The following is a 24,748-nucleotide window of genomic DNA, read 5'->3' as shown; positions in this document are numbered from 1 at the left end:
GAGCGTGAAGGATCCGTCCAACTGCATGGATCCTTCACGCCACACGCGGTCGGAGCGTGAAGGATCCGTCCAAAACTGCATGGCTCCTTCACGCCATAGGCCGGTCGGGCGCGAAGGATCCGTCCAACTGCACGCTCAGGTGTGACCAGAGTGGCGGCTAAGAACGCCGCGGTGCCAATGACGACGTGACTACAGGTACTGACCCGTCGGCTGCTCGTCGTCCGGGCCGCTCGAAGAACCAGGCTGGCCGGGGGGCTGACCCGGGATCATGCCTGCGCCGGGTGGACCTACCGCGCCGCCGGGCAGGCCCAGCCTGATCTGCTGCAGCTGCTGCTGGGCAGCCATCTGCTGGGCGACGATGGCGGTCTGGATGCCGTGGAAGAGCCCTTCGAGCCAGCCGACCAGCTGGGCCTGGGCGATCCGCAGCTCGGCCTCGCTGGGCGTGCCGTCTGCCAGGGGCAGCGTGATCCGCTCCAGCTCCTCGACCAGCTCTGGGGCGAGCCCCTGCTCGAGCTCGGTCAGGGAGCGCCGGTGGATCTCGGCCAGACGGGCGCGACCGGCCTCGTCGAGCGGGGCGTCCTTGACCTCCTCGAGCAGCTGCTTGATCATCGTGCCCAGGCGCATGACCTTGGCGGGTTGCTCGACGAGCTCGGTCGGCTTGCGTTGCTTGGTCTCGGCCGAGTCGCTGGCGGCGTCCGCGCCCTCGGGGCTGGCCACGCCCATGCCGTCCTGGGTCACCACGACGATCCGCCGCTGCTCGGCCTGGCCGTCGGACTCCTTCGCCTGGTCTGTCGTCTTGTCCGACGCCTGGTCTGTCGCCTTGTCCGACGGCTGGTCCTGGGGGGTGTGCTCAGTCATGAGTTCGTCCTTTCGACGTCGAGCAGAATCTTGCCGATGTGGCTGCTGTCCTCCATCAGCTGGTGGGCCTGGCCAGCCTGGGCCAGCGGGAACCTCTGGTGGATGACCGGGCGCACGCGTCCGTCCGCCACCAGGGGCCACACGTGCTCGCGGACCGCGGCCACGATGGTCGCCTTCTCCGCCGTCGGGCGCGAGCGCAACGACGTGGCGATGACGGCGCCGCGCTTGCTGAGCAGCTTGCCCAGGTCGAGCTCGCCCTTGCGCCCTCCCTGCAGGCCGATGACGACCAGCCGGCCGCCGGTGGCCAGGGCATCGAGGTTGCGGCCGAGATATTTTGCGCCGACCACGTCCAGGATCACGTTGGCCCCGGCGTCGTCCGTGACCTCCCGCACGACCTCGACGAAGTCCTGGTCCCGATAGTTGATCAGATGCTCAGCGCCGAGGTCCGAGCACGCCTGCAGCTTCTCGTCCGAGCCGGCGGTGACGATCACGTGCGCTCCCACCTGGCGGGCCAGCTGGATCGCCATGGTGCCGATGCCGCTGGAGCCGCCGTGCACGAGCAGCACCTCACCGGGCTGCAGGTTGGCGGTGAGGAAGACGTTGCTCCAGACGGTGCAGGCCACCTCGGGCAGCGCGGCCGCGTCACGCACGTCGACCCCCTGGGGCACCGGCAGCACCTGGCCGGCCGGGACGGTCACCTGCTCGGCATACCCCCCGCCGCTCAGCAGGGCACACACCTCGTCGCCGACCGACCAGCCGTCGACTCCCTCACCCAGCTCGGCGATGGTGCCGCTCACCTCCAGGCCGGGGAGCTCGGACTCGCCGGGTGGGGGCGGATAGAAGCCCTTGCGCTGCATGACGTCCGCGCGGTTGACCCCGGCGGCCACCACCTCGATGCGGACCTCCCCGGGTCTCAGAGTCGGTGCGTCAACGTGGGCCAGGACCAGTGCGTCGGTCTCGCCCGGTGTCGGAATGGTGATCGCGCGCATGCCCCGACTCTAGGCCGATTGACTCAGACCAACGCGTCCAGGGATGCAAGCCGCCTCGGCGCGCAGGGCGCGGACGACCAGATAGCGACTCATCCGCGAGCATAGGCTCCGGCCCACCCCCGCTTCCCGATAATGGGCTTGACCCTCACGCGACGTGAGGCCACATGGTTGTGGACATGACCGGACAGCAGGTGCAGGAGCTGACGGTGCTCACGGTGGGACAGGTGGCCGAGTCCTTCGGCGTGACGGTGCGCACGTTGCACCACTACGACGAGATCGGCCTGCTGTCCCCGAGTGAGCGTTCGGCCGCCGGCTACCGGCTCTACACAGACGAGGACCTCACCCGCCTGCAGCACGTGGTGGTCTATCGCCGACTCGGCTTCCCGCTCGAGCAGATCAGTGAGCTGCTCGACGGCGGGACCGGCGCAGCGGTCGTGGAGCACCTGCACCGACAGCGCGCTGCGGTCATGTCCCGGCTGGAGGAGATGCGCGATCTCGTGACAGCCATCGATCGAGCACTGGAGCAGGAGATGACAGGCAACAAGCTGACCGACGACGAGATGCGCGAGCTATTTGGCGACGCCTTCGACGATGACTACGCAGAGGAGGCCCAGCAGCGCTGGGGCGACACCGACGCGTGGCAGCAGTCGCAGCGCCGGACCGCGCGCTACACCAGGTCCGACTGGGAGGACATCAAGGCCGAGCAGGACGCCAGCAACGCCGCGTTCGTCGCGGCGATGGAGGCTGGCCAGCCGGCCGACTCCGTGGCGGCGATGGACGCCGCTGAGGCGTCCCGCCGGACCATCGAGCGGTGGTTCTATGACATCACCCCGGACTTCCACCGCAATCTGGGCGACATGTATCTCCAGGACCCGCGCTTCACCAAGACCTATGAGGACATCAGGCCCGGGCTCGCGCAGTTCGTGCGGGACGCGATCCACGCCAACGCCGACCGCGCCGACAATGCGTCCTCTTAGCCCAGCTAGGAGCGCGCCGCGCCACCGAGTCGCCGGGTGAGCTCATCGGCGCACCCACGGACGGCCGTGACCAGCTCAGTGCGGTCACGGTCGTCCGCCTCGTCCACGGGATAGGTGACCGCGATCCCCGCCACCGGATGACCGTTGTGGTCGAAGGCGGCGCAGGCGACCGAGGCCAGGCCGGGCGTGACCGAGCCCGTCTCGGCAGCGAAACCGCTCGCCCGGACGTCGACCAGCAGCCGGCGCAGCTGGCTCAACGTCGTCGGGCCCTGGTCGTGGCGCTGCACGAACGCCGCGGTCGAGGGATAGAGCGCGCGGACCTGTGCCGTGGGCAGCGCGGCCAGGATGGCCAGACCACTGGCGGTGAGCGTTGCCGGCAGCCGCACCCCGACGTCGGTCACCAGCGAGGGCCGACCCGCGACCCGCTCCTCGATGACATAGAGGACATCGCGTCCATGCAGCACCACCAGGTGCGCGTTGTGTCCCACGCGGTCCGCCAGCCGGGTGAGCAGGGGGCGGGCCAGGCGTTGCATCGGCTCCTGGCGCGAATAGGCAGAACCCAGTTCGAAGGCCGCCACACCGAGCCCGTAGCGCCGCTCCTCCGGCAGGTGGACGACGAACCCCTGTGCGGACAGCGCGTCGAGCAGCCGATAGGTCGTCGAGCGGGCGAGCCCGAGCTCCCGGGCGATCGACGCGGCGGGCACCGGGCCGGCCCGGCGGGCCAGCACCTTGAGCACGGTCAGGGCCTGTCCGACGGCGGGCGCGGACGGCACGGTCAGCGAGGGGTTGTGGGCTCGGTCACCGCGTCAGTATGTCGTGCGGCAGCGCGACACCGGCCGTGCCCTCAGTCGTCGGAACCGTGGGTGTTGAAGCGGTAGTAGGCATAGAGCTGCTTCTCCTGCCCCGCCGAGAGGTGGTGCTCGGTGCGGGAGATCTTCTCCTCGGCCATCAGCGGTGCGTCGTCGATGAGGCCCTTGCCGAAGCCGAGCCTCAGCCGGGGAGGGTCGCTGGCCAGGTCCACCGACGCCCCCCGCAGCGGGACGTAGGTCTCATGGCCGGCATACTTCCCCGTCTGCACAGTGACCCACTCCAGGTCACCGGTGCTCTCGTCGAAGAACATCCGACGCAACTGCCCGACCGGCCGGTCGTGGTTGTCGTGCACCTCGGCCTGTTGCGCGATGAGGTCGTGGAGCTCTTCCTTGGTGATCATCGTCTGCTCCTTCTGTGCCCAGGCCCCTCTGTCTGGGCCTGACTCCGTCCACGTAACCACTGTCCGGACCGCCCCGCAAGACCCACATCGGCCTGTGGACGAGCTGTGGACACCTTCGGTAAACCGGGGGATAACATGCCGCGAGCTGTGCAGAACTGTGCTGATCACCACATTGGCGACAAAAAAGTGTGCCGCACCCCTTGCGCCCGGTCGGGAAAAGAACTAGAAATGACTCACGCCATCCCGCAAGGGGCGGCGGATGGACCGGAACACTGGATCCTTTGTGAGGGGCCCTGCCCCTCACGCCAGCGAGGTGACACTGCTGGTGGGAAGACAGAGACCGGTGCATCGACAGGAGCGTCACCCTCGTCCTGTCGCCCGAAGGGCCCTTTGGCACTCATACTGCCAAAGGGCCCTTCACCTGTGTGTATGCCGTGTTGGCCGGACAGTTGAGTCCCCTCGCCCGGCCGCACACCAGGCCGGCGATCACGTCGTCCACAGGCGCCTGTGGACACATCGTGGACAACTCACGATTTCCAGTGGACAAAGACCGATTTTGTGTGCATAAACCTGTGCACAAAAAATACTTCACAAATTCTGCCCCAAAGCTCTTGCGCACCGCCCAGGAATGACATAGAAATGTCCTACGCCACCCGCAAGGGAGGCGGGATCGACCGGATGAAGTAGTCCGCACGACGGGTTCGCTCGTCGCACCAGCACTGGTGACGGTGCCGGTGGGACCACGGAGAACGGTTGGATCGATGGGGACGTCACCCTGACCCATCACCCCGAAGGGCCCTTTGGCACTCATACTGCCGAAGGGCCCTTCACCTGTCTCGGCCCGTGGTCGGCCGGCTAGCCGAGCCGTGCCGCCACGTCGTCGTAGGTGGCCTCGATGGTGCTTTCCCGGTGGGGTGGGCGGGAGCCCTGCACCCGGCATACGCACTGCTGCGCGGCCGACAACCCACCTCGCTCTGTCCCACAGGTGAGACACCATCGGCGTGTGGCGAGGTGCGGCAGGGCAAGGGAAGCGGTGGAATGGCACCCATGAGCCGCACCGCACCCCCTGACGCACTGTCGACCGTTATCGTCCAGCCCGGAGCCCTCTCGCCGCAAGAGGTCGTCGCCGTCGCGCGGCACGGTGCCCGCGTGGAGCTCTCGCCGGAGGTGGTGGACGGCATCGCTGCCAGTCGGGCCGTGATAGAGGCACTGGCGGAGGACCCGGTCCCGCACTACGGCATCTCGACCGGGTTCGGCGCGCTGGCGACCAAACACATCCCCACGCAGATGCGCGCCCAGCTGCAGCGCAGCCTGGTCCGCAGCCACGCCGCCGGTTCGGGGCCTGAGGTCGAGCGCGAGGTGGTGCGCGCGACGATGCTGCTGCGGCTGTCGACGCTGGCCACGGGACGCACCGGTGTCCGGGTCAAGACGGCGCAGGCCTATGCCGCGCTGCTGAACGCCGGAATCACGCCGGTCGTGCACGAGTTCGGCTCGCTTGGCTGCTCCGGCGACCTGGCACCGCTGGCGCACTGTGCGCTCGCGGTCATGGGGGAGGGGCTGGTCCGGGACTCCGACGGTGACGTGCGTGATGCCGGTGAGGCTCTGGCGGCCGCCGGGATCGAGCCGGTCCAGCTCGCCGAGAAGGAGGGGCTGGCCCTGATCAACGGCACCGACGGGATGCTCGGCCAGCTCGTGCTCGCGCTCGCCGACCTGGACACGCTGCTGACCACCGCCGACATCGCGGCCGCGATGAGCGTGGAGGGGCAGCTCGGCACCGACGACGTCTTCGCCGCCGACCTGCAGGCGCTGCGTCCGCACCCGGGTCAGGCGCTGTCGGCCGAGAACCTGCGCAGAATGATGACGGACAGCGCGATCCGCGACAGCCACCGCGACCCCGACGCCTGCACCCGCGTGCAGGACGCCTACTCCCTTCGGTGCAGCCCCCAGGTGCACGGCGCCGCCCGCGACACGATGGTGCACTGCGCGACCGTCGCCGACCGCGAGCTCGCTGCCGCCGTCGACAACCCGGTGGTCACCCTCGACGGGCGGGTGGAGTCCAACGGCAACTTCCATGGGGCGCCGGTCGCCTATGTGCTCGACTTCCTGGCCATCGTCGCCGCCGACGTGGCCAGCATCTCCGAGCGGCGCACCGACCGGTTCCTGGACGTGGCCCGCAACCGCGGGCTCAACCCGTTCCTGGCCGACGACCCGGGTGTCGACTCCGGCCACATGATCGCGCAGTACACCCAGGCCGCGATCGTCTCCGAGCTCAAGCGCCTGGCCAACCCCGCCAGCGTCGACTCGATCCCGTCCTCGGCGATGCAGGAGGACCACGTGTCGATGGGCTGGTCCGGCGCCCGCAAGCTGCGCCGGGCCGTCGACGGGCTGACGCGGGTGATCGCCGTCGAGGTGCTCACTGCGGCCCGCGCGCTCGACCTGCGCGCGCCACTGACCCCGGCCCCGGCGACGGCCGCTGTCGTGCGGCTGCTGCGCACCGGCCAGGTGCCCGGCGAGGCCCACGAGATCGAGGGCGCCGGCTATGACCCGGTCCCCGGCCCCGGCCCCGACCGCTTCCTGGCCCCCGAGATCGAGACCGTGGTCGACCTGGTCGCTGACGGCGCCGTCCGCCGGGCGGCCGAGTCGGTCACCGGCCCGCTCCACTAAAAAAGATAGGGGTTTCGTTGACCTCCCACGCATTTTGGTAGCGGTCTCGTAGGCCTCGCCCGCATTTTCGTAGTGGTTTCGTCCAGCAGCACACCACCGATCACCGCACGACCCACCACCGAACCACCCACCCGAACCACCGACCACCGGAACCACCGACCACCGGAACCAGACCCTGACAGCCCGCCCCTCGGCATACTCAAAGGAGAGCACCATGGAAGGCGCCCGACCCGTCCGCGCAGCACGCGGCACGACCCTGACCGCCCGCAGCTGGGCCACCGAGGCCCCCCTGCGGATGCTGATGAACAACCTCGACCCCGAGGTCGCCGAGCGCCCCGACGACCTGGTCGTCTATGGCGGCACCGGCCGCGCCGCGCGCGACTGGAAGAGCTTCGACGCGATGGTCCGCACGCTGACCACGCTGCGCGAGGACGAGACCATGCTGGTCCAGTCCGGTCGCCCCGTCGGGGTCTTCCAGACGCACGAGTGGGCTCCTCGGGTGCTGATCGCCAACTCCAACCTGGTGCCGGACTGGGCGAACTGGCCGGAGTTCCGGCGCCTGGAGCACCTCGGCCTGACCATGTATGGCCAGATGACGGCCGGGTCCTGGATCTACATCGGCACCCAGGGGATCCTGCAGGGGACCTATGAGACCTTCGCCGCGATCGCGGCCAAGAAGTTCAACGACACGCTGGCGGGCACGCTGACCCTGACCGGCGGGTGTGGCGGGATGGGTGGGGCTCAGCCGTTGGCGGTGACCCTCAACGGTGGCACGTGCCTGATCGTGGACGTCGACGAGGCGCGACTGCGCCGGCGGGTCAGGAGCCGCTATCTGGACGAGGTCGCCGACTCCCTGGATGCCGGTGTCGAGCGGGCTCTGGCCGCCAAGGAGGCCCGCGAGGCGGTCTCGATCGGTGTCGTCGGCAACGCGGCCGAGGTCTTCCCCGAGCTGCTGCGTCGCGGCGTCGCGATCGACATCGTGACCGACCAGACCTCCGCGCACGACCCGCTGTCCTACCTGCCCGAGGGCGTCGGGCTCGAGGACTGGGCCCAGTATGCCGAGAAGAAGCCTGAGGAGTTCACCGACCGTGCGCAGGGGTCGATGGCCAAGCACGTCGAGGCGATGGTCGGCTTCCTGGACGCCGGCGCCGAGGTCTTCGACTATGGCAACAGCATCCGCGACGAGGCCCGCAAGGGCGGCTACGACCGGGCCTTCGACTTCCCAGGGTTCGTCCCGGCATACATCCGCCCGCTGTTCTGTGAGGGCAAGGGCCCGTTCCGCTGGGTCGCACTGTCGGGGGAGGAGAAGGACATCTATGCGACAGACAAGGCCGTGATGGACCTGTTCCCCGACAACGACCACCTGCAGAAGTGGCTGCGTGGCGCGCGCGAGAAGGTCGCCTTCGAGGGACTGCCGGCGCGGATCTGCTGGCTGGGTTATGGCGAGCGCGACAAGGCCGGCCTGAAGTTCAATGACATGGTCGCCCGCGGTGAGGTCGAGGCGCCGATCGTGATCGGCCGCGACCACCTGGATGCGGGGTCGGTCGCCAGTCCCTATCGCGAGACGGAGGGTATGACGGACGGCTCGGACGCCATCGCCGACTGGCCTCTGCTGAACGCCCTGGTCAACACGTCCTCGGGCGCCTCGTGGGTGTCGCTGCACCACGGTGGCGGCGTGGGCATCGGTCGCTCGATGCACGCTGGGCAGGTGTCGCTGGCCGACGGGACCGAGCTGGCGGCGCAGAAGCTGCAGCGCGTGCTGACCAACGACCCGGGCATGGGAGTGATCCGGCACGTGGACGCCGGCTATGACATCGCCGAGGAGGTCGCCGCCGAGCGTGGCGTGCGGGTGCCGATGCGCGAGGAGTGAACCGGGGGAGCACCTGTGGACAACTTCTGAGGTGGCTCTCCTGGTCGTGCCACGCTGGACGGCATGAATCGGGAGGGGCACCATGGAGACCATGAGCATCAGCGAGGTGGGGATCTACACGGTCGAGGACCTCCACGCCTACCGCGAGGAGCGCGACGACATGACCGTCCAGCTCATCGAGGGTGAGCTGATCGTGTCGCCGAGCCCGGGCGTGGCCCACCAGGTGGTGAGCGGGGAGCTCTTTGCGGTGCTGCGATCGGTTGTCCCGCCACACCTCCGGGTGCTGGCAGCTCCGCTCGATCTGCGAGCCGGGGAGCGCACCGTCGTGCAACCCGACCTGATGGTGGTGCCACGGTCGTTGGTCGATGGCTCCGAGGTCGCGCAGCCCCCGGTGCTGGCAGTGGAGATCCTCTCCCCGTCGAGCCGGCGCACCGACCTGGTCCGCAAGCCGGAGGTGCTGGGCCGGTTCGGGGTCGAGCACTACTGGGTCGTGGATCCGCTGCACCCCGCCGTCCGGACGTTCCGACTGGCCGACGGGACCTATGAGTCGGGGCAGATCGTGGCCGGCGACGACGTGTTCGAGACCGAGGAGCCCTTTCCAGTGAGCTTCCGGCCCGCTGACCTGGCGCGCTGAGACCTGCCCTGCTCCGGTGAGGACCAGCGCGCGCCTCTGAGCGTTCGGCGGGGCAGGATGTGGGGCGTGAGGCTCACCGGTGTCTATCAACGCTTGGTCCGCGCCGACCGCGCCGACCAGTCAGGTGAGGACCAGCGGGCGACGGCCTACAACGGCACCCGCCAGCTCGTCGCGAACGCGCTGCAGGCCACGGGCGACCAGGTGGTCAACGCCAAGACGGTGCTGCCGTGGTTGTTCACCGCACTGGGGGTCCCCTCCGGCCTGATCGCCCTCCTCGTGCCGATCCGCGAGTCCGGGTCGATGCTGCCGCAGGCGGCCCTGGCGCCGTGGGTGGAGCGCACCCGTCGAAGGCGCTATCTCTGGGTGCTTGGTGCCGCCGGCCAGGCCCTCGGCGCGGGCGCGATGGCCGTTGCGGCCGCCGCGCTGGAGGGGCTGGCCGCCGGCGTCGTCGTGCTGCTCGCCCTGACCGCCTTCTCGCTGTCGAGGGCGCTGTGCTCACTGGCCGGCAAGGACGTCCTGGGCCGCACCGTGCCCAAGGGCGAGCGCGGCCAGATCAACGGCCTGTCGACCGTCCTCTCCGGAGCGGTGGCGGTCACGCTCGGCCTCGGCATCCGGCTGCTGGGCGGGGACAGCTCGAACCCGATCGTGCTCGCCATCCTGCTCGTCGTCGCCGCGGGCCTGTGGGTCCTGGCGCTCCTCGTCTTCGCCGGCATCCGTGAGCCCGATCTCGAGCCGGCCACCGCCGAGGAGACGGAGGGTTGGGCGGGTCAGTCGGCCCGCCTCTTTCGCGACGACCCGGTCTTCCGCCGGTTCGTGCTCGCCCGCGGCCTGCTGCTGGTCTCCGCGCTGGCGCCGCCGTTCGTGGTGGCCATCGCGGCGCAGGCCGGCGGCGGTGGCCTCTCCGGGCTCGGGCCGTTCGTCATCGCCCAGGGCCTGGCCAGCCTGATCGGTGGCCGGATCTTCGGCCGTCTGGCGGACCGCTCCTCCAAGAACCTGATGACCTGGGGAGCGGCTGCGGCATCCGCACTGATCGCCGTCTTCCTCCTCCTGATGCTGGTGCCGTCGGTGCGGGGGTCCTGGTGGATCTATCCGGTGACCTATCTGCTGCTCGCCCTGATCCACACCGGTGTCCGCGTCGCCCGCAAGACCTATGTCGTCGACATGGCTGAGGGAGACCAGCGCACCGAGTATGTCGCCGTCTCCAACACCGCGATGGGCGTGATCCTCCTCGTGGCCGGGGCCGTGTCGGGAGGTCTGGCGCTCCTGGGTGAGGAGGTCGCGCTGGTCTTCCTCGGCATACTCGGCCTGGCAGGGGTCGTGGTCAGCCGCACCCTCCCCGACGTCAGCAAGGGCTGACCTCGGCGAGCGTGGTGCGTGACCGGGATCCGGCGACGGCAGTCAGCGCGGGACCGGCACGTCCAGGTCGTAGGCCATGACGATGGCGCGTGCCAGTGCGGGCTCCTCGCGGTCATGGAGGAAGCCGATGGTGCGACCAAGGAGTTCCGAGCGGATGGTGAGGACGTTGTCGAGCGAGACGGCGCAGGGGTGCTCAAGTCCGTTGCCGGGTCCGACAGGGAGCTCGCTCGCGAGGCCCTTGACCGTGGAAGTGATCGGGGCGACGGTGACCTTGGTCATCGTGCCCCTGGTCGCCTCCCGGGTCAGCACCAGCACCGGGCGCGTCTTGTCGAGCCGGGCCAGGCAGATTTCACGCATCGGCTAGTCCTCGGTCGCGGCGTTGGGCACGGTCCAGAAGACGAGGTCGTCCAGGTCGTCCTCGGGCCCGACGACGCGGAGGATTTCGGCGTCCTGCTCGGCCAGTTGACGGCGGATCTCGCGCTCGAGCGCAGAGGTCACCACCGACGCGCGGCTGGACGCCCGGCCCTCGGCGACAGCGCGGTCGAGGAAGGCCACGAGCTCATCCGGCAGCCGGATCGCAATCTGTGTGGTCATGACGACACCATACCTTAATGCATCCCATAGTGGGATGTCGTTTCATCGGCAGGGCGGTCCCGAGCCGACCATCGTCTGGTGCCCTGGCCACGACTGACCTGCGCCGCGGCATACGCCAGAAGCCCTTCCCACGGGGCCGACTTGACATCACCCCCCGGTCTTCGACCAGTGTGGAGGTGTCCGAGGCGCGTGCGCATTGCCCCGTGAGGTGGTCGCCAGCGTCGACGCCGACACTTAACTGTCGGCGACCGCACCGAAGACAAGGATCCACACACATGCTGACTGTTTCTGACACTGCCAAGGCCGTCGTCAAGGGCCTGACCGACAGCGAGGAGCTCCCCCAGACCGCGGGCGTGCGCCTGGCCGTCGGCCCCGACCAGAGCCAGCTCGAGGTGAGCGTCGTGCGCGAGCCCGAGGCCACCGACGTGGCCGCGGATGCGGGTGACGGCAACGTCTATCTCGCCGACAACGCCGCCCCGCTGCTCGAGGGCCAGATGCTGGACGCGACCCAGACGGACGAGGGCGTCGGCTTCACGCTGACCCCGCAGCAGTCCTGACCGCATGGTCCTGGCGCCCGTCCCACACGGTGGGGCGGGCGCCACTATGTTGGCTCCATGGCTGAGAAGAGCGCGATCGCGGCTGTTGAGGCCGCCGGACTGACCCATCAGGTGACGCGGCACGGCCGGGTCAAGAGCCTGGAGGAGGCCGCCGCCGCTCGTGGCGTGGAGCCGCACGACCTGATCAAGACCCTCGTAGTCCGGCGGGCCGAGGACGACTACCTCTTCGTCCTGGTCCCCGGTGACCGCGAGATCTCCTGGCCCAAGCTGCGGGCCCTGCTCGGCGTCAGCCGCCTGTCGATGCCGGACGCGGAGACGGCGCGCGAGGCCACCGGCTATGAGCGCGGCACGATCACTCCGTTCGGCTCGACCACGGCGTGGCCGGTCATCGCCGACACCCTGGTCGCCGAGCCGGACCGCCCGATCTCGATGGGCGGTGGCGACCACGGGGTCGGCCTGACGGTGCAGGCGGGCGAGGCGCTCAAGGCCCTGGCGGCGCAGGTCGCCGACGTGACGACGAAGGAGTAGGCAGTGGCGGCGAAGCTGGACCACATCATCATCGGTGGCCCCGATCTGGACGACCTGGAGGCGTATGTCGAGGGGCAGCTCGGCGTCGCCCCTCGCCGCGGTGGGTCGCACCAAGGGTGGGGCACCCGCAACTCGCTCCTAGGCCTGGGCGGTCGGCAGTATCTCGAGCTGGTCGCTCCCGACCCCGACCAGCCGGACCCGACGCGGCCGCGCCCGTTCCGGGTCGACGAGCTGACCGGACCCACCCTGGTCGGCTGGGCGGTCCAGGTCGACGACCTGCCCGCCGTGGTGGCCCGTGCCCGGGAGGCGGGCTATGACCCGGGTGAGCCGTTCACCATGTCGCGCAAGGCACCTGACGGCACCGAGCTCGCCTGGCAGATGACGCCCACAGAGACCAGGGACTCCGGCATCCCCTTCCTCATCGACTGGGGACAGACCCCGCACCCCAGCGATGGCCTGCCGTCGGTGCTGTTCCAGACGTTCCGCATCAAGCATCCCCAGGTGCAGGACGTCACCGCAGCCCTCAAGGCCTTCGGCATGGCCCGCGGCCCGATCCAGCTCCGCTCCGGCGAGCCGGTCCGCCTGTCGGCGGTGCTGATGGCCGAGGCCGGGCGGGTCGAGCTGGGCTGAGGCGCTCGAAGTGTCCCACCAGTGGGACGCGGCCTCGCTGGGGGCAGTGCGGCCCCTGCGCCGCAGACCTAGGCTGAAGGCATGATGACCGCACCGGTGACCGCCTCGTTCGACCGCATGTGGGCCGACCTCGGGCCGGTCGGCCGGGTGGGATCGGGCGGCTACCGCCGCTTCGCCTGGACCCGCGAGGACCACACGCTGCGCGAGTGGTTCGCGGGGGAGTGCGCCGCGCGGCGGCTGGATCTGGTCGAGGACCGGATGGGCAACCAGTGGGCCTGGTGGTGGGACGGGCCGGGCACCGTCGATGATGCTGTGCGCCAGGGCAACCCAGGGGTGGCCATCGGCTCGCACCTGGACTCCGTCCCGGACGGTGGTGCGTATGACGGACCGCTCGGCGTCGTCTCCTCCCTCACCGTCGTCGATGCGTTGCGGGAGAGCGGGATCCGGCCCGACCGGCCCCTCGCGGTGGTCAACTTCGTCGACGAGGAGGGAGCCCGGTTCGGGGTGGCCTGCGCCGGGTCGCGAGTGATCACCGGCGCGATGACGGCCGAGCGGGCGCTGGGGCTGACCGACCACGACGGCGTCAGCATGGCCGACGCGCTGGTCGCCGCCGGGCGTGACCCGGGCGCGGTGGGCCGGGACGAGGAGGCGCTGCGCCGGGTCGGGGCCTTTGTGGAGCTGCACGTCGAGCAGGGGCGGGCCCTCGTCGACCTCGGTGCGCCGGTCGCGGTAGCCAGCGACATCTGGCCGCACGGCCGCTGGCGGTTCGACTTCCCCGGCGAGGCCAACCACGCGGGGACGACCCGGCTGGAGGACCGACAGGACGCGATGCTGGGCTATGCCGACCTCGTGCTCGGTGCGCGCCGGGTCGCCCAGACCCGTGGCTGCGTGGCCACCGTCGGCAAGGTCGCCGTCACGCCGGGCGGTGTCAACGCGATCCCCAGCCAGGTGACCGGTTGGCTCGACAGCCGCGGCGCGGACGAGGGTCAGGTGCGCGCGACCGTTGAGGAGCTGCGTTCTCGCGCAGGTGACTTCGGGGCGACGGTCACCGAGGAGTCCTGGACCGCGACGACCCGCTTCGACGAGGGGCTCAGCAACCGGCTGCGGACCGCGCTGGGCACCGACGAGGAGCTCAGCGTGCCCGTCCTGGGCACCGGTGCCGGCCATGACGCGGGCATCCTCGCCACGGCCGGGGTGCCGTCGGCGATGCTCTTCGTGCGCAACCCGACGGGGGTCTCGCACAGCCCCGAGGAGTTCGCCGAGCGTGACGACTGCCACGCGGGGGTCGACGCCCTCACCACCTGTGTCACCGACCTGGTGACCTCGTGACCCGGCGACTCCGCATCCTTCTCACCGGGATGTCCGCGGTCGGCAAGTCGACCCTGGTCGGCCTGCTGCGGCAGCGTGGATATGCAGCGGTCGACACCGACGACGGTTACACCACCGAGAGCATCGGTCAGCCCGGCGAGGTGCTGTGGCTGGAGGACCGGGTGCGGGCGCTGCTGGACGGTCCCGAGGAGCTCCTTTTCGTCGCCGGGTGCGCCCGCAACCAGGTGGCCTTCCGCGACGACTTCGACCTCACGGTGCTGCTCAGCGCCCCGGCCGAGGTGATCCGGCAGCGGCTGCGGGACCGGGACACCAACGACTTCGGCAAGACGCCGGAGCAGGAGGCGCAGGTGCTGGCCGACCTGGCCGAGGTGGAGCCGCTGCTGCGGAGCGTCGCCGACCACGAGATCGTGACGACAGGGTCTGTCGACCGGACCCTCGAGCAGGTGCTGGAGAGCAGCAGAACCACTACGAAAATGCGGGCCGGAGCAGCGAAACCGCTACGAAAATGGGTGGGGAGATGACGGGCGAGCGGCGGTGGCACGCCGAGTGGGCGCAGCTGCCGGACGGCCTGGCTCGCGACGTGCTCTTCGTCGTCACCGACGGACGGTTCTCCGCGGTGAGCGCCGGCGTCCCGGCCGCGCAGGCCGCCTCCGACGGCGCAGAGCGACTGCCCGGGGTGGTGCTGCCCGGCCTGGCCAACTGCCACAGTCACGCCTTCCATCGCGCGCTGCGCGGGCGCACCCACCACGGCGGCGGCACCTTCTGGACCTGGCGGGAGGGGATGTATGCCGTGGCGAACCGGCTCGACCCCGACAGCTATCTGCAGCTCGCCCGGGTGACCTATGCCGAGATGGCCCTGGCCGGGATCACCGCGGTCGGGGAGTTCCACTACCTGCACCACGGCCCCGGCGGCACCCCCTATGACGACCCCAACGCGATGGGGCTGGCGCTCGTCGAGGCCGCGCGCGACGCCGGGATCAGGCTGACGCTGCTGGACACCTGCTATCTGTCCGGTGGCCTCACCGCCGACGGTCACCTGCCGCTCGAGGGCCCCCAGCTGCGCTTCGGCGACGCCGACGTGGCCGCCTGGGCGCAGCGGGTCTCCGGGCTGGCCGACCACACGGCCGGTGGCCCGGAGCACCTGCGGCTCGGCGGTGCCATCCACTCGGTCCGGGCGGTGCCTCGTGACCAGCTCGCGCTGGTGCCCGGCTGCGGAGTCGCCGACGGGGTGGATCCGCTCCACATCCACCTCTCGGAACAGCCGGCGGAGAACGAGGCCGCCCTGGCGGCCTACGGCCTGACGCCGACCCAGCTGCTGGCGCAGGAGGGCGTGCTGGGCCCGAACCTGACCGCCGTCCACGCCACCCACCTCACCGAGACCGACATCGGTCTGCTCGGCGGCGCCCATGCCACCGCCTGCTTCTGCCCGACGACCGAGCGCGACCTCGCCGACGGCATCGGCCCCGCCCGGGCGCTGGCCGACGCCGGCGTGCGGCTCTCCCTCGGCTCGGACCAGCACGCCGTGATCGACCTGATCGAGGAGGCCCGAGCGCTGGAGATGCACGAGCGGCTCGACACCCTGCAGCGCGGACGGTTCAGTCCCGAGCAGCTCCTGGCGGCCGCAACCGCACACGAGACCATCGGGTGGCCGGACGCCGGACGCCTCGAGCTCGGCGCCCGCGCCGACCTGGTCGCGGTGCGCCTGGACACCCCCCGCACTGCCGGCAGCCACCCGGCCCAGATCCTGTTGTCCGCCACTGCCGCCGACGTCGACACGGTCGTCGTCGACGGGCACGAGATCGTCTGTGAGGGCCGGCACCGGCTGGAGACCAGCTCGCGCCTGGGAGCGCAGCTGGCTGCGGCCCTAAATCCGTTGTGGGACAGGCTTCCCCCCGCAGGTGTTCGTAGGGGAGACTGAGTCATGGCCATCCTCATCACGGGCATCAGCGAGCTCATCACCTGCGACCACACCCTGGACGGCGCCGACCAGAACGACGGCCTGGGCATCGTGCGTGATGCCGCCGTCGTCGTGGGGTCCACCCATGAAGACGCGCCCACCTCCGTCCTGTGGATCGGTGCGGCCAGCGACGCCCCCGAGGCTGACTGGTCCTTCGACCTCGGCGGGCAGGCGGTGCTGCCCGGCTTTGTCGACAGCCACTCGCACCTGGTGTATGCCGGGGACCGGTCAGCCGAGTTCGCCGCCCGGATGATGGGGCAGAGATATGACGGCGGCGGGATCCTCACCACCGTCGAGGCCACCGGGTTCGCCACCGACGGGGAGCTGCGGGCGCTGCTCACCGCCCGGATCGACGAGATGCACTCGCAGGGCACCACGACCGTCGAGATCAAGAGCGGCTACGGGCTGGACCTTGAGGAAGAGGTCCGCCATCTGCGTCTGGCCCGCGAGGTCACCGAGGAGACCACCTTCCTCGGCGCCCACGTCGTGCCGCCGGACTACCGCGACGACCGCGCTGGCTATGTCGACCTGGTCGCCGGCCCGATGATGGACGCCGCCGCGCCCTATGCCCGGTGGGTGGACGTCTTCTGCGAGCCCCACAGCCCGCACGCCTTCGACGGCGAGGAGGCACGGCTCATCCTCACCGCGGGGGCGGACGCCGGGCTGGGGCTGCGCGTGCACGGCAACCAGCTCGGCCCCGGGCCGGGCGTGCAGCTCGCCGTCGAGCTCGGCGCCGCCAGCGTCGACCACTGCACCTTCCTGTCCGACACGGACATCGACGCCCTCGCAGGATCGCCGACGGTGGCCACGCTGCTGCCCGGCGTCGAGTTCTCGACTCGCTCGCCCTATCCCGATGCGCGCCGGCTCATCGACGCGGGCGTGTCGGTCGCGATCGCCACGGACTGCAACCCGGGCACCTGCAACTCCTCCTCGATGCCGCTGATGATCGCGCTCGCGGTGCGGGAGATGGGGATGACGCCGGCCGAGGCGGTGCGGGCCGCGACCGTGGTGGCCGCCCGGTCACTGCAGCGCACCGACATCGGCGTGGTGCAGGTCGGTGCCCGGGCAGACCTGGCCGTCGTCAGCGCGCCCAGCTATCTGCACATCCCCTATCGCGTCGGCGTGCCGATCGTGAAGACGCTCCAGGTCTGAGCGCGCCGTCGCGCCAGCGGCCCCTGCCGCCGCGTCGACGGCAGTCAGGGCAGGCGCGCCTGCTTCATCTGGGCCGAGGCATAGACGCTGCCGATCACCTCCCCGCCCAGCCACGCGGTCAGCCGCTCGGCCTCGACCGCCACCGCAGCCGCGCCCTCGGCGCCGATGTCCTCGCGCAGGACCGGCACCACGACGCCGCCCGGATCCTGCACCCAGCACCCCACGATCCGCCCGTCCCACCAGATGGTCGTGCCGCCGTTGCCGTTGCTGTCGAAGAGGTATGCCGTGTGGCTCGGGTCGAGATAGAAGTCCCGGTCCCGCCACCCCATCGTGGTCGGGTCGAGGGTGGGCAGCAGCGCCGCCCAGGGCGCGAGCTCGGGCTCGGGCTCCAGGTCGTCCGGGAGCAGCCACCCGGTGCTGCCCCCCTCAAGACCCACCTCCACTGCGTCCACATCGGCCAGGGCCAGCCGCACGGCCGTCTTCGTCGACCCCAGCCACCACACCAGGTCCGCCTCGGTGCCGGGCCCGAAGGTGCGCAGCCACCGACCGACCAGCTCGGCGTATCCCTCTCGCGCGGACAACGGATCAGGCACCGCACCCAGCCAGGAGCTCATCAGGGTCCAGGCCGGCCGGTTGACCCGCCAGTGCCCCGCATTGCGCCCGCGCGTGATGCGACCGGAGGCGCCGAGCAGGGTCAGCACGCGCGGAGCCAGCGGCACCGGCCCACCCCACGGGGAGGTGGCAGACACCGTGACCTTTCCGTCGAGCGCCGGCAGCGCCTCGCGGACCTGCCGTGCCGAGAGGGCGCCCTCGGCCGCCAGGAGCCGCTCGACCTCCTCACCGACCTGGTCGAGCCACGCCTGTCCATCTGCGGCGCGCCCGTCGTCGACGACGTTGCGGACGAGCTTGCGGCGCTCGACGTCGGCCACCCGTGCCGACGGTGCACCCCAGGCGCCGGGCAGCAGGTCGCGGGGGAAGACAAAGAGCGTGCGCCGCATGGCCAGCTGCTTGACCAGCGACCGGTCGTCATAGAGCGCGCGGTCGACGTCGGCCACCGTGACGCCCTCGGTGCGCGCCGCGACCGACAGATAGACCGATGGCGCCTCGGTCGCGTGCAGGACGGTCATCGCCGCCGTCGCCGCCTCGGGCGTGCCGACCCGGTGCTGTGCAGCCAGCGCGTGCCGCCGCCCGAGCCGTGCCCGGCGCTCGACCTGCGTGACCCGTCGCTTCGCCATGCCACCAGTCTGCCGCTCGCCACTGACAGCCGGGTGCCTCGCCGCTGACAGCCGACTGCAGCACGGGTGACTACGACCGCGGTCTCATCCAACCCGGCCCACGATCCGACCGGCGGCTGACGCGGGGAGGTGGGCACCCGGCATACGCTCAGTGGCATGGAGTTCGTCAGGCGCGTCCGCGCGTGGATGCAGCGGTCGCCGTTCCAGGTGGACCTGGTCCTCGCCGTGCTCGCCTGGCTGATCTTCCCGGTGTTTGCCGGCAGCTCCGGGACCCTGGGGTTCCTGCTGACCACGGCGCAGGTGCTGCCACTGGCATGGCGACGGACCCAGCCTTTTCTCGCCGCGCTGGTGATCGCGGCCGCCTGTCTGCTGCAGCTGATCGTGATGGGCACCCCGATGTTGTCCAACGTCGCGGTGCTCGCCATCGTCTATGCGGTGGCCGCCTATGCCGAGGAGCGGTGGCAGTCCCGTGCCGTGCTCATCGCCGCTCTGGTGGGTGGGTTGCTCGGTGGGTTGGACTGGGTCCTCGCCGACGGCCTCTATGCCCCCGCGGGGAGCGTGCTCTTCCAGATCGTGCCGATCGTGCTGTTCATGTGGATGTCGGTGGGCGTCGCGTGGGTGCTCGGCGACGCGGTCCGGCGGCGGCGGGCGGTCCTGGCCCGGCTGCGCGAGCAGAACGAGGCGCTCGCCCGTGACCAGGCGCAACGCTCGGCTCTCGTCGCGCAGGGAGAGCGCGCGGCGATCGCGCGCGAGATGCACGACATCGTCGCGCACTCCCTGTCCGTCGTGGTCGTGCAGGCCGACGGAGGGGCGTATGCCGCGCGCGTGGCACTTGCCCGCGGCACCGGGGCAGACCCCCAGGTCCTCGAGCGCGCCGCGCAGACCCTGGAGACCCTGGCCGCCACGGCCCGCGAGGCGCTGACCGACACCCGGCGGCTGGTCGGGGTGCTGCGGGACAGCGACGCGGCCGAGTTCGCGCCGGCCCACGGGGTGGCCGATGTCGAGGACCTGGTGCAGCGGATCCGTGACTCCGGCGTGCCGGTCACCCTGGCCGTGCGCGGCGAGGTGGACCACCTGCCCCGTGACCTGGACCTGGCGGCCTACCGCGTCGTGCAGGAGTCGCTGACCAACGTGCTCAAGCACGCCGGGCCGCGAGCCAGCGTGGTCGTCGACGTGCTGCGCACCCCGGCGGTGCTGCTGATCCGGGTGACCGATGACGGCCAGGGTCTGGTGGTCCCCGGGACCGGTCTGGACGACGACGGCTTCGTCGCCCGCGGCACGACCGGCCCCTCCGGCAACGGGATCATCGGCATGCGGGAGCGCGTCGAGGTGCTCGGTGGCACGCTGCACGCGGGGGAGCGTCCGGCCGGCGGGTTCGAGGTGGTGGCGTCGGTGCCGGTGGAGCGGCTGCCGGGAAGTCAGACCCCCGGCCAGCAGGAGTCGACCGCCCCGATCCCGGACGCCGAGGTGCCGACCGGCAGTCGAAGGAGCCACGAGTGAGCCAGAGCAGTCCCGAAGACGTGCCCATCAGGGTGTTCCTCGTCGACGACCAGGAGCTGGTGCGAGCCGGCTTCCGGATGGTGCTCGACGCCCAGGACGACATGACGGTCGTCGGTGAGGCCGGTGACGGGACCGCCGCGCTGGCGGCCATCCCGCAGGCCCGGCCTGACGTGGTGCTCATGGACATCCGGATGCCGCGGATGGATGGGGTCGAGGCGACCCGGCGGCTGTCGGCGGCCGGCGAGCTGCCCAAGGTGCTGGTGCTGACCACTTTTGACCTGGATGACTACGCGTTTGCCGCGCTCAAGGCCGGGGCCTCCGGCTTCCTGCTCAAGGACGCCGGGCCGGCCGAGCTGCTGACCGCGATCCGGGCCGTCCACGGCGGGGACGCGGTCGTGGCGCCGAGCACGACCCGGCGCATGCTGGACCACGTCATCCCGCACCTGCCCAGCGGTGCCGGTGGCGCCGACGCGGCGAAGGAGCGGCTCGGACCGCTGACCGACCGGGAGCGTGAGGTCATGATGGCGGTAGCGCGTGGGCTGAGCAACACCGAGATCGCTGCCGAGCTGTTCCTCGCGGAGGCGACAGTCAAGACCCACATCGGGCGGATCCTGCACAAGCTCGGCCTGCGCGACCGGGTGCACATGGTGATCACCGCCTACGAGACCGGGCTGACGGGCTAGGACCCACACGGACCTCCCCGGATCGGTGGCTCGCTGTGGGATAATTCCCGTTTACTCCAGCACATCGTGAAGGAGGAAGCGACAGGTGCCCGACGATGCGTGCCTTGTGCTGCTCGTGGGCCCCGACACTTCCATCCTTCCCCGGTGGCTGCACCGTCTTCGCGCGCGGAGCGATCGCCCACGACTGATCGTCGCCTACCCGGCCGACCTGGCGCAGCAGGTGACGGCGGCCTGCGAGGAGTTCCCGGACGTGCACCGACTCCGGCTTGCCGATGCTGGCGACCCCGGGGCCACGCTGGCCGCGATCGTCGCCGCCGTCCCCACCGCATACTTCACCGTCACAGCCCTGGAACATGACCCGCCCGACCTTCTCGACGAGCGTGCGTCGGCACTGGTCACCGCACGGCGCCCCGCCGCGGCCGTCACCTCCCAGCTGCCGGTTCCGGTGCTGCTGTGGCATCGCACCACCCCGGTCCAGCTGGTGACCGCCTACATCGACCACGTCCTGGCTGAGCTCGCGGATCCGCCCGCCGCAGTGTCGGACTACCTCGGCTCGCTGGCACTGCAGGCGGCCATGGTCACGGTCGAGTGGCTTGACCCGCAGCCAGGTGCCGTCGACATCGCGTTGCGGATCAACCTCGCCGGACACCGCTTCGCCAGCCGGCCGCCCTGGCAGTTCCGGGTGGCGGTGACCGAGCCGCCGCACGCGGGGGAGGTCACCGGTTCGGACCCGGTCGGGCTCGTGGAGCGCATCGACGCCTCGGGGACCAGGCGCTGGGAGTGGCTCGTCGCCAGGGTGCCACTGAGCGGTGTCCCCACCGGCGACTACCGGGTGGAGCTCTCCCTCAGCTCCCGGGACGAGTCGCACCGGGTGACCCGGATCGCCCGGCCTAGCAACGGATCGCTCGCCAACGCCCGCACCGTGCGACTGGCGGCTCCCTCCGCGGGCGCCCGCGCCGTGCGCTACTACCTGCACGCGCCGGACCACGGGCGCGAGACCCGGTTGTGGATCGGCCACGGCAGCGGACCCGTCGCGGAACTGGTGTGGGGGGTGCGGATCACGGCTGCCGACCTCGGCTACATCCTGGGTGGTGCGGGTGGACGACGGATGCGCGCCCTGCGCCTCCTCAAGCTCGTCACCGCACCCATCTTCCTCGGCCGCGAGGTCTGGCTGCTGGGCGAGCGCGCGGACGAGGCCCAGGACAACGGCATGCACCTGTTCCGCTACCTGCGCGCGCACCGCAGCCCCCGGCGGCACGTCTACTACGTGCTGTCCCGCACCAGTCCTCACTACTCCGAGCTGCGACGGCTGGGCAACGTGGTGCCGCACTCGTCGAGACGTCACCAGCTGCTCATGCTGCACGCGACGGTCGTCGCCAATGCGCACTCCACGCACCACATGATTCCCCGGCACTGGAAGCGCAAGGCGTTCCTGCGCCGGCTTGCCTGGCGCATCGGGGCCCTGCAGGTCTTCCTCCAGCACGGCGTGCATCTCAGTCCGGAGGCAGTCAAGCGTGGCACCACGGGATACGACGTCATTCTCACCAGCGCCCGCGGCGAGACCCGGGCGCTGCGCGCAGCCTCCGGCTACGACGCGCAGATCGAGGAGGTGGGCATGCCTCGGTTCGACAGCCTCACACCCACGCCGCCCAGCCGCACCATCCTGATGATGCCGACCTGGCGGCGCTACCTCTGGTCCCACGCCCGCGGACAGAGCCGCCCGGACCAGGACCAGTTCGCCGGTTCCACCTACGAACGGTTCATGACGGACCTGCTGACCAGCGCCCGCCTGCAGACCATGCTGGAAGCCTTTGACTACCGGCTGGTGCTCGTCCCTCACCACAACGTCGCCGAGCACCTCACGGACGCTGCGACGGCCGGTGACCGGATCACCGTCGTCGCGGCCACCGGCATGGCGTTGCAGGACATGGTGCGGCGCTGCGACGTCTTCATCACCGATCACTCCTCCGTCCACTTCGACGCCGCCTACGTCGGCACACCGGTGATCTACGCACGGTTCGACCGCGAGGAGTTCGAGAGTCGGCACGCGGCACCCTCGTGGTTCGACTTCGAGCGCGACGGCTTCGGCCCCGTGGTCACGACGGTGGACGGCACTCTCGACGAGCTCGACGCGCTCCTGGCCCGGGGATGCACCCCTGATCCACTGTTCGCCCGGCGGGCCGCCACAGTCTTCACCCACCACGACCAGGGGAACTCCCGGCGCGTCGTCGCCACCATCGAGCGGCGGCTGCGCACAATCAGGGCGACACGAGGAGGGGCATCAAGGTGAGGCGCAGGGCACGGAGGCTGGTTGCTGCTCCGCGAGCAGCAGTGGGGAAATTCGCCTATCGGGTGCGACGGCGGGTGACGAGCTCGATCGCCTCGGCCGCCCCGGAGCGGCCCGCTCTTCGCCGCCTGCTCCCGGCCGATCAGCTGGCGCTGACCGACTCCAGCGACGACCTTGAGATCACCACGCACCGGGCGCACTTCGTCATCGCGCGCCGCCAGGCGGACGTCACCAGGTGGCGGCTCGCCGCGCGGACCGCCACGACGGTCGCCGACTCGCTCGCCAGCGCCGGGGTGCCGTTCTTCGCCATGCACCTGCCCTACACGCGCAGCGCGAGGTGGGGCGTGCGGCGCGACGACCTGGCCACCGTGTTCGACGCCATCGGACGGCGCCTCGGTGGGGAGGGGTTCTACTACCACGCCCGCGAGATCGGCCTGCCGCGTCCGGTGACTGAGGCCCCTACCGCCGATGAGCTCGATTCCCTCCGGGACATCTCCGTCTTCCAATACGTCCGCTGCACGACGACAGGGAAGCTCTACGGTGCTCCGGACGGCTGCCGCATCGCGGTCTGGGACGACCATGAGAGTCGGGCGACGCTGATAGCACCCGACCGCCAGAGCATCGTGCAGGAGATCGACCGCAGCGATCCACCTTCCCTGACGACCCGGGCCCGGTGGGACGGCTGGCTGGAACCCAGCGTCGACGGATCCGCAGCGGACGCCTCGGCCATCGAGTTCCCCGTTGATGCTGTCTACCTCTGGGTGGACGACTCCGACCCGCAGTGGCGGGCGAAACGGGCCGCCACCCGCCGTCGGCTCGGGCTGGCAGACCTGCCGGAGGGGAGCGACGCCCACTACTTCCGCGACCGTGGTGAGCTGCGGGCCTCGATGCGTTCCCTCGAGGCCTACGCGCCCTGGATCCGCCACATCTACCTGGTCACGGACGACCAGACTCCTGACTGGCTGGACACCCAGCACGGCCGTGTGACCGTGGTGGACCACCGGGAGATCTTCTCCGACAGCGAGGCGCTACCCAGTTTCAGCTCCCATGCGATCGGCTCCCAGGTCCACCGCATCCCGGGCCTGTCGGACAGATACCTCATCCTGAACGACGACGTCATGTTCACCGCTCCCGTGACGCCGTATGACTTCTTCACCGGAGACGGGCAGCTCAGGGTCTTCTTCTCCCGGTCCCGCCGCCCCGACATCTCACGTGACCACCAGAACCCGCTGGAGCGCGCCCGCTCGAACTCGGCGGAGCTCATCCACCGCGACTTCGGCCGCCGCGCCTCCGAGGTGTTCGCCCACGTCCCGATCCCACAGCGCAAGGACGTCGCGACCGAGGTGGCGGAGCGCTATGCCAGCGAGATCGCGGTCACCGTGGGCAGTCCCTTCCGGTCAGAGACGGACGTCGAGTCCAACTCCTGGCTGCACCTCTACACCGCACTCTTCACCGGACGCGGCGTGCGCTCGGCGATCCGCTACGCCTACTTCAACATCGGAGACCCGAGCGTCCGGGAACGCTTGCTCCGCAAGGGCCATCCCGGCAACGTCAGCGTCATCTGCCTCAACGACGTCCCGCCACCCAGCGGGGAGGACGACGCGGATCCCGGGTGGCTCCCCGCCTGGCTGGCCGACGCGTTCCCCATCCCTGCGCCGTTCGAGATTCCCGCAACACCGACCGGAGATCGGCCCTCCTGACCGCCACCGCCGGCCACACGTCATACCCCGGTATGACG

At 70.6% G+C, this 24,748-nt stretch carries 23 protein-coding genes; 16 read left to right on the top strand and 7 right to left on the bottom strand.

Annotation, left to right across the window (positions count from 1 at the left end; genetic code table 11):
* Positions 1-189: 189 nt before the first annotated feature.
* Together NF557_RS16545 and NF557_RS16540 are read right to left on the bottom strand one after the other, a co-directional pair.
* Positions 190-858, bottom strand: a complete 669-nt coding sequence (locus NF557_RS16545) for a bacterial proteasome activator family protein (protein WP_280923973.1) — start codon at positions 856-858, stop codon at positions 190-192.
* The gene (locus NF557_RS16540; RefSeq protein ID WP_252620868.1) at positions 855-1,847 is read right to left on the bottom strand and encodes an NAD(P)H-quinone oxidoreductase; all 993 of its coding nucleotides are present in this window, start codon (positions 1,845-1,847) and stop codon (positions 855-857) included. Before NF557_RS16540 ends, NF557_RS16545 begins: the two co-directional genes overlap by 4 nt.
* A gap of 176 nt (positions 1,848-2,023) precedes the next feature.
* Between NF557_RS16540 and NF557_RS16535 the strand changes: the two genes are divergently transcribed.
* Positions 2,024-2,824 carry a MerR family transcriptional regulator gene (locus NF557_RS16535; protein WP_252620867.1) on the top strand — a complete coding sequence of 267 codons (801 nt, stop codon included), beginning with the start codon at positions 2,024-2,026 and terminating at the stop codon, positions 2,822-2,824.
* A gap of 5 nt (positions 2,825-2,829) precedes the next feature.
* Here the strand turns inward: NF557_RS16535 and NF557_RS16530 are convergent, their stop codons facing one another.
* Both NF557_RS16530 and NF557_RS16525 read right to left on the bottom strand, forming a co-directional pair.
* Complete coding sequence (locus NF557_RS16530) at positions 2,830-3,597, bottom strand: IclR family transcriptional regulator (RefSeq protein ID WP_252620866.1); 768 nt, start codon at positions 3,595-3,597, stop codon at positions 2,830-2,832.
* Positions 3,598-3,668: 71 nt separating this feature from the next.
* Entirely contained in the window at positions 3,669-4,034 is a 366-nt protein-coding gene (locus NF557_RS16525; protein WP_252620865.1) for a PRC-barrel domain-containing protein, read from the bottom strand.
* 1,038 nt (positions 4,035-5,072) lie between these two features.
* Between NF557_RS16525 and hutH the strand changes: the two genes are divergently transcribed.
* The 4 genes from hutH (at position 5,073) to NF557_RS16505 (ending at position 10,558) form a co-directional block, all read left to right on the top strand.
* Entirely contained in the window at positions 5,073-6,698 is a 1,626-nt protein-coding gene (gene hutH, locus NF557_RS16520; RefSeq protein WP_370584198.1) for a histidine ammonia-lyase, read from the top strand.
* Between the two features lie 214 nt (positions 6,699-6,912).
* Positions 6,913-8,568, top strand: a complete 1,656-nt coding sequence (gene hutU, locus NF557_RS16515; protein WP_252620863.1) for a urocanate hydratase — start codon at positions 6,913-6,915, stop codon at positions 8,566-8,568.
* A 91-nt stretch (positions 8,569-8,659) separates the two neighbouring features.
* Positions 8,660-9,202, top strand: coding sequence for a Uma2 family endonuclease (locus NF557_RS16510; RefSeq protein WP_252620862.1), 543 nt, complete (start codon positions 8,660-8,662; stop codon positions 9,200-9,202).
* Between the two features lie 57 nt (positions 9,203-9,259).
* The gene (locus tag NF557_RS16505) at positions 9,260-10,558 is read left to right on the top strand and encodes an MFS transporter (RefSeq protein ID WP_370584416.1); all 1,299 of its coding nucleotides are present in this window, start codon (positions 9,260-9,262) and stop codon (positions 10,556-10,558) included.
* A 42-nt stretch (positions 10,559-10,600) separates the two neighbouring features.
* Here the strand turns inward: NF557_RS16505 and NF557_RS16500 are convergent, their stop codons facing one another.
* The gene (locus NF557_RS16500) at positions 10,601-10,915 is read right to left on the bottom strand and encodes a type II toxin-antitoxin system PemK/MazF family toxin (RefSeq protein WP_252620860.1); all 315 of its coding nucleotides are present in this window, start codon (positions 10,913-10,915) and stop codon (positions 10,601-10,603) included.
* 3 nt (positions 10,916-10,918) lie between these two features.
* Entirely contained in the window at positions 10,919-11,152 is a 234-nt protein-coding gene (locus NF557_RS16495; protein WP_280923972.1) for a ribbon-helix-helix domain-containing protein, read from the bottom strand.
* 275 nt (positions 11,153-11,427) lie between these two features.
* Here NF557_RS16495 and NF557_RS16490 point away from each other — a divergent pair, with 275 nt between their 5' ends.
* The 7 genes from NF557_RS16490 (at position 11,428) to hutI (ending at position 17,305) form a co-directional block, all read left to right on the top strand.
* Positions 11,428-11,709, top strand: a complete 282-nt coding sequence (locus NF557_RS16490) for a Fe-S cluster assembly protein HesB (protein WP_252620859.1) — start codon at positions 11,428-11,430, stop codon at positions 11,707-11,709.
* A 57-nt stretch (positions 11,710-11,766) separates the two neighbouring features.
* Positions 11,767-12,237, top strand: a complete 471-nt coding sequence (locus NF557_RS16485; RefSeq protein WP_252620858.1) for an aminoacyl-tRNA deacylase — start codon at positions 11,767-11,769, stop codon at positions 12,235-12,237.
* Between the two features lie 3 nt (positions 12,238-12,240).
* A complete protein-coding gene (locus NF557_RS16480; RefSeq protein WP_252620857.1) occupies positions 12,241-12,867 on the top strand; it encodes a VOC family protein in 627 nt (208 codons plus the stop codon).
* An 81-nt stretch (positions 12,868-12,948) separates the two neighbouring features.
* A complete protein-coding gene (locus tag NF557_RS16475) occupies positions 12,949-14,196 on the top strand; it encodes an allantoate amidohydrolase (RefSeq protein WP_252620856.1) in 1,248 nt (415 codons plus the stop codon).
* On the top strand, positions 14,193-14,717 hold the full coding sequence (locus NF557_RS16470) for an AAA family ATPase (RefSeq protein WP_252620855.1): 525 nt from the start codon (positions 14,193-14,195) through the stop codon (positions 14,715-14,717). Before NF557_RS16475 ends, NF557_RS16470 begins: the two co-directional genes overlap by 4 nt.
* Positions 14,714-16,114: a formimidoylglutamate deiminase gene (locus NF557_RS16465; protein ID WP_252620854.1), complete on the top strand. Its 1,401-nt coding sequence runs from the start codon at positions 14,714-14,716 to the stop codon at positions 16,112-16,114. Before NF557_RS16470 ends, NF557_RS16465 begins: the two co-directional genes overlap by 4 nt.
* Positions 16,115-16,117: 3 nt before the next feature.
* On the top strand, positions 16,118-17,305 hold the full coding sequence (hutI, locus tag NF557_RS16460; RefSeq protein WP_252620853.1) for an imidazolonepropionase: 1,188 nt from the start codon (positions 16,118-16,120) through the stop codon (positions 17,303-17,305).
* Positions 17,306-17,349: 44 nt separating this feature from the next.
* Here the strand turns inward: hutI and NF557_RS16455 are convergent, their stop codons facing one another.
* On the bottom strand, positions 17,350-18,540 hold the full coding sequence (locus tag NF557_RS16455) for a winged helix DNA-binding domain-containing protein (protein ID WP_252620852.1): 1,191 nt from the start codon (positions 18,538-18,540) through the stop codon (positions 17,350-17,352).
* A 156-nt stretch (positions 18,541-18,696) separates the two neighbouring features.
* On the opposite strand from NF557_RS16455, the gene NF557_RS16450 reads away from it, so the two are divergent.
* The 4 genes from NF557_RS16450 (at position 18,697) to NF557_RS16435 (ending at position 24,710) form a co-directional block, all read left to right on the top strand.
* Positions 18,697-20,040 carry a sensor histidine kinase gene (locus NF557_RS16450; protein ID WP_252620851.1) on the top strand — a complete coding sequence of 448 codons (1,344 nt, stop codon included), beginning with the start codon at positions 18,697-18,699 and terminating at the stop codon, positions 20,038-20,040.
* Positions 20,037-20,723: a response regulator transcription factor gene (locus NF557_RS16445; RefSeq protein ID WP_256842636.1), complete on the top strand. Its 687-nt coding sequence runs from the start codon at positions 20,037-20,039 to the stop codon at positions 20,721-20,723. The genes NF557_RS16450 and NF557_RS16445 overlap by 4 nt, the downstream gene beginning before the upstream one ends.
* An 85-nt stretch (positions 20,724-20,808) precedes the next feature.
* The gene (locus tag NF557_RS16440; protein WP_252620850.1) at positions 20,809-23,013 is read left to right on the top strand and encodes a CDP-glycerol glycerophosphotransferase family protein; all 2,205 of its coding nucleotides are present in this window, start codon (positions 20,809-20,811) and stop codon (positions 23,011-23,013) included.
* 74 nt (positions 23,014-23,087) lie between these two features.
* Entirely contained in the window at positions 23,088-24,710 is a 1,623-nt protein-coding gene (locus NF557_RS16435; protein WP_252620849.1) for a Stealth CR1 domain-containing protein, read from the top strand.
* Positions 24,711-24,748 lie beyond the last annotated feature (38 nt).

This window comes from Ornithinimicrobium cryptoxanthini (assembly GCF_023923205.1).
In the GTDB taxonomy this organism is placed as follows: domain Bacteria; phylum Actinomycetota; class Actinomycetes; order Actinomycetales; family Dermatophilaceae; genus Ornithinicoccus; species Ornithinicoccus cryptoxanthini.
Note: the sequence above shows the minus strand (reverse complement) of the source record. Positions and strands in the feature narration are given on the sequence as shown.

Bases quoted from the DNA above. Each gene is read 5' to 3' on its own strand.
- NF557_RS16545 (WP_280923973.1), bottom strand. From the start codon at position 858: ATGACTGAGCACACCCCCCAGGACCAGCCGTCGGACAAGGCGACAGAC.
- NF557_RS16540 (WP_252620868.1), bottom strand. From the start codon at position 1,847: ATGCGCGCGATCACCATTCCGACACCGGGCGAGACCGACGCACTGGTC.
- NF557_RS16535 (WP_252620867.1), top strand. From the start codon at position 2,024: ATGACCGGACAGCAGGTGCAGGAGCTGACGGTGCTCACGGTGGGACAG.
- NF557_RS16525 (WP_252620865.1), bottom strand. From the start codon at position 4,034: ATGATCACCAAGGAAGAGCTCCACGACCTCATCGCGCAACAGGCCGAG.
- hutH (WP_370584198.1), top strand. From the start codon at position 5,073: ATGGCACCCATGAGCCGCACCGCACCCCCTGACGCACTGTCGACCGTT.
- hutU (WP_252620863.1), top strand. From the start codon at position 6,913: ATGGAAGGCGCCCGACCCGTCCGCGCAGCACGCGGCACGACCCTGACC.
- NF557_RS16510 (WP_252620862.1), top strand. From the start codon at position 8,660: ATGAGCATCAGCGAGGTGGGGATCTACACGGTCGAGGACCTCCACGCC.
- NF557_RS16505 (WP_370584416.1), top strand. From the start codon at position 9,260: ATGTGGGGCGTGAGGCTCACCGGTGTCTATCAACGCTTGGTCCGCGCC.
- NF557_RS16500 (WP_252620860.1), bottom strand. From the start codon at position 10,915: ATGCGTGAAATCTGCCTGGCCCGGCTCGACAAGACGCGCCCGGTGCTG.
- NF557_RS16495 (WP_280923972.1), bottom strand. From the start codon at position 11,152: ATGACCACACAGATTGCGATCCGGCTGCCGGATGAGCTCGTGGCCTTC.
- NF557_RS16490 (WP_252620859.1), top strand. From the start codon at position 11,428: ATGCTGACTGTTTCTGACACTGCCAAGGCCGTCGTCAAGGGCCTGACC.
- NF557_RS16485 (WP_252620858.1), top strand. From the start codon at position 11,767: ATGGCTGAGAAGAGCGCGATCGCGGCTGTTGAGGCCGCCGGACTGACC.
- NF557_RS16475 (WP_252620856.1), top strand. From the start codon at position 12,949: ATGATGACCGCACCGGTGACCGCCTCGTTCGACCGCATGTGGGCCGAC.
- NF557_RS16465 (WP_252620854.1), top strand. From the start codon at position 14,714: ATGACGGGCGAGCGGCGGTGGCACGCCGAGTGGGCGCAGCTGCCGGAC.
- hutI (WP_252620853.1), top strand. From the start codon at position 16,118: ATGGCCATCCTCATCACGGGCATCAGCGAGCTCATCACCTGCGACCAC.
- NF557_RS16455 (WP_252620852.1), bottom strand. From the start codon at position 18,540: ATGGCGAAGCGACGGGTCACGCAGGTCGAGCGCCGGGCACGGCTCGGG.
- NF557_RS16450 (WP_252620851.1), top strand. From the start codon at position 18,697: ATGGAGTTCGTCAGGCGCGTCCGCGCGTGGATGCAGCGGTCGCCGTTC.